This window comes from Cellulomonas sp. IC4_254, assembly GCF_011603975.1.
Lineage (GTDB): Bacteria > Actinomycetota > Actinomycetes > Actinomycetales > Cellulomonadaceae > Cellulomonas.
The window spans coordinates 1-6,395 of sequence record NZ_JAANNB010000212.1; the positions used below are offsets into that span (position 1 = coordinate 1).

Annotated in this window: 7 protein-coding genes; 6 read left to right on the top strand and 1 reads right to left on the bottom strand. The window is 74.9% G+C overall.

Annotation, left to right across the window (positions count from 1 at the left end; genetic code table 11):
• The 4 genes from G6556_RS16295 to G6556_RS16310 all read left to right on the top strand — a co-directional run.
• A partial coding sequence (locus G6556_RS16295; RefSeq protein ID WP_346774947.1) for a TetR/AcrR family transcriptional regulator occupies positions 1-635 on the top strand: 635 nt, incomplete at its 5' end.
• Positions 636-679: 44 nt separating this feature from the next.
• Positions 680-1,411 (top strand): TSUP family transporter, encoded by a 732-nt coding sequence (locus G6556_RS16300; RefSeq protein ID WP_166943793.1) that lies wholly within the window; start codon positions 680-682, stop codon positions 1,409-1,411.
• A gap of 114 nt (positions 1,412-1,525) precedes the next feature.
• Positions 1,526-2,800, top strand: a complete 1,275-nt coding sequence (locus G6556_RS16305; RefSeq protein WP_166943774.1) for an aspartate kinase — start codon at positions 1,526-1,528, stop codon at positions 2,798-2,800.
• Positions 2,797-3,867, top strand: a complete 1,071-nt coding sequence (locus tag G6556_RS16310; protein ID WP_166943783.1) for an aspartate-semialdehyde dehydrogenase — start codon at positions 2,797-2,799, stop codon at positions 3,865-3,867. Before G6556_RS16305 ends, G6556_RS16310 begins: the two co-directional genes overlap by 4 nt.
• A 72-nt stretch (positions 3,868-3,939) precedes the next feature.
• On the opposite strand, the gene G6556_RS16315 is transcribed toward G6556_RS16310, so the two are convergent.
• The gene (locus tag G6556_RS16315; RefSeq protein WP_166943785.1) at positions 3,940-4,878 is read right to left on the bottom strand and encodes an NADP-dependent oxidoreductase; all 939 of its coding nucleotides are present in this window, start codon (positions 4,876-4,878) and stop codon (positions 3,940-3,942) included.
• 183 nt (positions 4,879-5,061) lie between these two features.
• Here G6556_RS16315 and G6556_RS16320 point away from each other — a divergent pair, with 183 nt between their 5' ends.
• Complete coding sequence (locus tag G6556_RS16320) at positions 5,062-5,454, top strand: GntR family transcriptional regulator (protein WP_166943787.1); 393 nt, start codon at positions 5,062-5,064, stop codon at positions 5,452-5,454.
• Positions 5,451-6,389 carry an ABC transporter ATP-binding protein gene (locus tag G6556_RS16325; RefSeq protein ID WP_166943789.1) on the top strand — a complete coding sequence of 313 codons (939 nt, stop codon included), beginning with the start codon at positions 5,451-5,453 and terminating at the stop codon, positions 6,387-6,389. Before G6556_RS16320 ends, G6556_RS16325 begins: the two co-directional genes overlap by 4 nt.
• The last annotated feature ends 6 nt before the right edge of the window (positions 6,390-6,395 follow it).

Genomic DNA, 6,395 nt, shown 5'->3' on the forward strand with positions numbered 1-6,395 from the left:
CCGCCCCTGTGGACGCAGCCGACGCCGGCCCTGCCGCCCGCCCTGCCTCGCCCGTCGCGGCGCGCGTCCTCGCCGCCGCAGGCCGGCTGTTCTACGCCGACGGCATCCGCGCGGTCAGCGCGGACCGCGTCATCGCCGCGGCCGAGGTCAGCAAGGTGACGTTCTACCGGCACTTCCCGACCAAGGACGCGCTGGTGGTGGCCTGGCTGTCCGCCGTGGCCGCCGCCGAGCGCGCGGCCCTGGACGCGGTCCGTGCCGCCCACCCCGGCGACGCCGGCGCCGTGCTGCGCGGGTACGCGGAGGGGCTGGGCGCCGAGTCGTGCCGGCCGGGGTTCCGCGGCTGCCCGTTCATCAACGCGGCCGCCGAGTACGCGGACCCGGACCACCCGGTCCGCGCGGTCGTCGCGGAGCACCGCCGGTGGATGGTCGGCACGGCGGCGACGCTGCTGGCCGACCTGGGCCTGGACGACCCGGTCGGCGCGGCCGAGGAGCTCGTGGTGCTCCGCGACGGCGCGATGGTCGCCGGCTACGTCGGCGGCCCCGAGCGCGCGGCCGCCGTCGCGGCGACCCTCCGGCACGCGGGCGCGGCGGTCGTCGCCGCCCACCGGGCGCCCGGCACCCCGCGCACCGCGTGACGGTCTCGGGCCTGGAGCTCACGGTCGGCACCGTGGTGCTCCTGATGCTGGCCGGGTTCGCCGCGGGGTGGGTCGACGCCGTGGTGGGCGGGGGCGGCCTGGTGCAGCTGCCCGCGCTGCTGCTGGTGCCGGGGATCAGCCCGGTGCAGGCGCTCGCCACGAACAAGCTCGCCGGGATCATGGGCACCTCCGTGAGCGCGGCGACCTACTACCGGCGGGTCCAGCCCGGGCTCGGGACGGCGGGGCCGATGGCGCTCGCGGCGCTGGTGGGCGCGGGCGGGGGAGCCGCGCTGGCGTCGCTGCTGCCGGAGCAGGTGTTCGTGCCGGTGATCCTGGTCGCGCTGGTCGCGGTCGCGGTCTACACGGTCGCGCGCCCGCAGGTCGGCCGGGCGACGGCGCTGCGCTGGCAGGGCCGCACGCACCTGCTGGTGGCGCTCGCCCTCGGTGCGGGCATCGGCTTCTACGACGGGCTGCTCGGCCCCGGCACGGGCTCGTTCCTGGTCATCGCGCTGGTCGGCGTGCTCGGCTACGCGTTCCTCGAGGCGTCGGCGCAGGCCAAGATCGTCAACGCCGCCACGAACCTCGGCGCGCTGGTCGTGTTCGCGGCCCAGGGGGCGCCGCTGTGGCGGCTGGGGCTGCTGGTCGGGGCCGCGAACATCGCCGGGTCGTACCTCGGCGCGCGCACCGCCGTGGCGCGCGGGAGCGGCTTCGTGCGGGTGGTGTTCCTGGTGGTCGTGACGGTGCTGATCGTGCGGCTCGGGGCCGAGCTGCTCTGACGGTCCCGCGATGCGGGCGGACCGCCGGTGCCCCGTGCGCCGCGGCCTAGACTTCCGCCGACCCCGGCGGTCGCCGCCCGGCGCCCGCGACCCCGCAGCAGGAAGCTCCCTCCCGTGGCCCTCATCGTGCAGAAGTACGGCGGTTCCTCGGTCGCCGACGCCGACAGCATCAAGCGCGTCGCGAAGCGGATCGCGGAGGCCAAGCGCGCGGGCGACGACGTGGTGGTCGTCGTCTCGGCGATGGGCGACACGACGGACGAGCTGATCGACCTGGCGCAGCAGATCACCCCGCTGCCCCCGCAGCGCGAGATGGACATCCTGCTGACCGCGGGCGAGCGCATCTCGATGTCGCTGCTGGCCATGGCGATCAGCAGCCTGGGCGTCGAGGCGCAGTCGTTCACCGGCCAGCAGGCCGGCGTCATCACGGACTCCGCGCACGGCAAGGCCCGGATCATCGACGTGACGCCGAGCCGCATCCAGCAGGCGGTCGACTCCGGCGCGGTGGCGATCGTCGCCGGGTTCCAGGGCGTCACGCAGCACACCAACGACGTGACGACGCTCGGCCGCGGCGGGTCGGACACCACCGCCGTCGCGCTCGCGGCCGCCCTGCACGCCGACGTCTGCGAGATCTACACCGACGTGGACGGCGTGTTCACCGCGGACCCGCGCATCGTGCCGTCGGCCCGCAAGATCGACCGCATCACGTACGACGAGATGCTCGAGATGGCCGCGAGCGGCGCGAAGGTCCTCGTGCTGCGCTGCGTGGAGTACGCGCGGCGGTACGGCGTGCCGGTGCACGTCCGCTCGTCGTTCTCGACCCGCACGGGCACGCTGGTGACCGACGCCCCGACCGAACAAGGAGCACCGATGGAGCAGCCGATCATCGCGGGCGTCGCGCACGACCGCAGCGAGGCCAAGATCACGATCGTCGACGTCCCGGACGTGCCCGGCAAGGCCGCGCGCATCTTCGAGGTCGTCGCCGGCGCGGGGGTCAACCTCGACATGATCGTGCAGAACGTCTCCGTCGCGTCGACGGGCCGGACCGACATCTCGTTCACGCTGCCCGCCACGGACGGCGCCGCCGCGACGGCCGCGCTCACCGAGCACCAGCCCGACATCGGCTTCACGTCGCTGCAGTACGACGACACGATCGGCAAGCTGTCGCTGATCGGTGCCGGCATGAAGTCGCACCCCGGCGTGTCCGCCCGGCTGTTCGCCGCGCTGTCGGACGCCGGCATCAACATCGAGATGATCTCGACCTCGGAGATCCGCATCTCCGTGGTGACCCGAGCCGACCAGCTCGACGACGCGGTGCGCGCGGTGCACACGGCGTTCGACCTGGACAGCGCCGACGAGCAGGCCGTGGTGTACGGAGGGACCGGACGATGAGCGAGAACCGGAGCGCGGGCCTGCGGGTCGGCGTCGTCGGGGCGACGGGCCAGGTCGGCGCCGTGATGCGCCGGCTGCTGGAGGAGCGCGACTTCCCGGTCGCGGAGATCCGGTACTTCGCCTCCGCGCGGTCGGCCGGGACGACCCTGCCGTGGCGGGGCGAGGAGATCACGGTCGAGGACGCCGCGACGGCCGACCCGACCGGGCTGGACATCGCGCTGTTCTCCGCCGGCGGCACCACGTCGAAGGCCCAGGCCCCGCGGTTCGCGGCGGCCGGCGTCACGGTGGTCGACAACTCGTCCGCCTGGCGGATGGACCCCGACGTGCCGCTGGTCGTGTCCGAGGTGAACCCGGGCGCGCTCGACGAGGTCCGCAAGGGCATCGTCGCGAACCCGAACTGCACCACGATGGCCGCGATGCCCGTGCTGCGGGTGCTGCACGAGGAGGCCGGCCTGCGCCGGCTCGTCGTCTCGACGTACCAGGCGGTGTCGGGCTCCGGTCTGGCCGGTGCACGCGAGCTCGACGAGCAGGTGCGCGGCGCGGTCGAGCAGGACACCCTCGCGCTGGTGCACGACGGCACGGCGGTGACGTTCCCGGAGCCGCAGAAGTACGTCGCGCCGATCGCGTTCAACGTGATCCCGCTGGCCGGCAACCTGGTGGACGACGGCAGCCTGGAGACCGACGAGGAGCAGAAGCTCCGCAACGAGTCCCGGAAGATCCTCGGCCTGCCCGACCTGCTGGTGTCCGGCACCTGCGTCCGGGTCCCGGTGTACACCGGTCACTCGCTGTCGATCAACGCCGAGTTCGACCGGCCGATCACGCCGCAGCGCGCGTACGAGCTGCTGGCCGGTGCGCCGGGCGTGCAGCTCGCGGACGTGCCGACCCCGCAGCAGGCGGCGGGCGCCGACCCGTCGCTCGTCGGCCGCATCCGGCAGGACCCGGGCGCGCCCGACGGCCGGGGGCTCGCGCTGTTCATCTCGAACGACAACCTGCGCAAGGGCGCGGCGCTCAACGCGGTGCAGGTCGCGGAGCTGCTGGCCGCGCGCCTGGGCGTCACCACCGCCTGACCGACGCGCGAGGACCCGCCGGGCCGGCTCACGAGGAGCCGGTCGGCGGGTCCGTCGTCGTCGGTCGCCGGGTCACGCGGCCGGCGGGACCACCACGACCTTGCCGTGCACGCGCCCGGCGTCGGCTTCGGCGTGCAGCGCGGGCAGCTCGGCCAGCGGCACCCGCCGCGCGATCGTGACGGTCAGCGCGCCGTCGTCCACCAGCCCGACCAGCCGGCGCAGCACGTCGGCGTCCGGGTGCAGGTAGACGGTCACCGCGCGGACGCCGCGCGCCGGGTCCTCCGGCGTGGGCACCCGCGGGGTGGTCGACACGACCACGCCGCCGTCGCGGACCCGGGTGGCGAGGGCGGCGAACCCCTCCTCGGTGACGGGCGCGAGGTTGAGCAGGACGTCGACGGGCTCCGTCACCGCGTCGAGCAGCGAGGTCGTGGTGTGGTCGACGACCTCGTCCGCGCCCGCGGCCCGGACGGCGTCGGCGCTGCGCGGGCTCGCGGTGGCGATCACGTGCGCGCCGGCGCGGTGGGCGAGCTGGACGGCGTACCCGCCCACGGGGCCGCCCGCGCCGTTGATCAGGACCCGCTGCCCGGCCTCGAGGCGGCCCGCCTCGAACAGCGCCTGCCAGGCGGTGAGCCCGACCGACGGCAGCCCGGCCGCGTCGGCGAGCGGGATGCGGGTCGGCGCCGGCACCAGGGCCTCCGCCGGCGCGACGACGTACTCCGCCGCCGACCCGTCGGCGGTCATCGGGAGGAACCCGACGACCGCGTCGCCCGCGGCGAGGCCGGTGACGCCCTCGCCGACCGCGTCGACGGTGCCGGACACGTCGTAGCCCGGGGTGTGCGGGAGCGTGATCGGGATGGGCAGGAACCCGCCGCGCATCCCGCCGTCCGCCGGGTTGTACGCCGAGCCGGCGACCCGGACCCGGACCTCGCCGGCGCCGGGCACCGGGAGCTCGACGTCCTCGTAGCGCAGGACGTCCGCCGCGCCGGTCTCGTGGAACCGCACTGCCTTCATGGTGACTCCTCGGTCGTCGTGGTGCTTCGGATTCGAAGCGATAACGAGGACGGTACACATGCTTCGAAGCAGAAGCAAGTGTTTCGAATGCGAAGTGCGAACAAGCCTTGTCACGGGCGTCGCTCCTGTGGTTCATTAGTGGAGTAACGAACCACTGAACCGGCGCACGAGAGGAGGCCGACCGTGTTCGACGGCCGCGACCCCATCTACGTGCAGATCGCCGACCAGATCCGCCAGGACGTCCTGCGCGGCGACCTCCAGCCCGAGGAGCAGGTGATGAGCACGACGCAGTACGCCACCACCTTCCGCATCAACCCGGCCACGGCCGCGAAGGCGTTCGCCCAGCTCGTCGACGACGGCATCCTCTACAAGCGCCGCGGCGTCGGGATGTTCGTCGCCCCGGGCGCGCGGGACCGGCTGCGCGCGGAGGGCCGCGAGACCTTCTTCGCCGAGACCGTCGACCCGGTGGCCGACCACGCCCGCGCGCTCGGCATCCCGCTCGAGGACGTGATCGCCCGGCTCCGCGCGCACGCCGCACGCACCGCCGGCGACCGGCAGGACGGGGCGGCGTCGTGACCGCCGCCGGCGCCGCGGCCGGCCCGGGCACCCCGCTCGGGGTCGACGCCCACGGCCTCACGGTCCGGTACGGCCGGAAGACCGCCCTCGACGCGGTCGACCTGTCCGTGCCGGCGGGGTCGATCACCGCCCTGCTCGGCCGCAACGGCTCCGGCAAGACCACGCTCGCCTCGGTGGCCGCCGCGTTCCGGCGCCCGACCGACGGCCGGCTGCTGGTCGGCGGCCGGGACCCGTGGGAGGACGGCGACCTGCTGCCGCGGGTGCTGCTGGTCCGGGAGTCGGGCGACGTGCTGGACACCGAGACCCTGCGGACGAACCTCCGGTACGTCGAGGACTGCCGGCCCGCGTTCTCCCGCGAGGTCGCCGAGCGGCTCGTGGACCGGTTCGAGCTCGACCCGTCGGCCAAGCCGTCGAAGCTGTCCCGCGGCCAGCGGTCGGCGTTCGGGATCGTCCTGGGCATCGCGACCCGCGCGGACCTCACGATCCTCGACGAGGTGCACCTCGGCCTGGACGCGCCGTCCCGGTACGCGTTCTACGACGCGCTGCTCGAGGACTACGTCGAGCACCCCCGCACGATCGTGCTCTCCAGCCACCTCATCGGCGAGATCGAGCGGCTGGTCGAGCACGTCGTCGTCCTGGACCGCGGCCGGGTGCTGCTGGCCCGGGACGCGGACGCGCTGCGGGTCACCGGCGTCTCCGTCACCGGCCCGGCGCGCGAGGTCGAGCGGTTCGTCGTCGGACGCACCGTGCTCGGCCGCCAGCAGCTGGGCGGCACCGCGCAGGCGACCGTGCTCGCGACGCTCGCGGACGGCGAGGCCGCCGCCGCGCGGGCCGTCGGCCTCGAGCTCGGTCCCGTGCCGCTGCAGGACCTGTTCGTGCACCTGACCGCCGACGGCGCCGCGGACGCGGCGCGCGAGCTCGGGAGGGCCCGATGAGCGCCA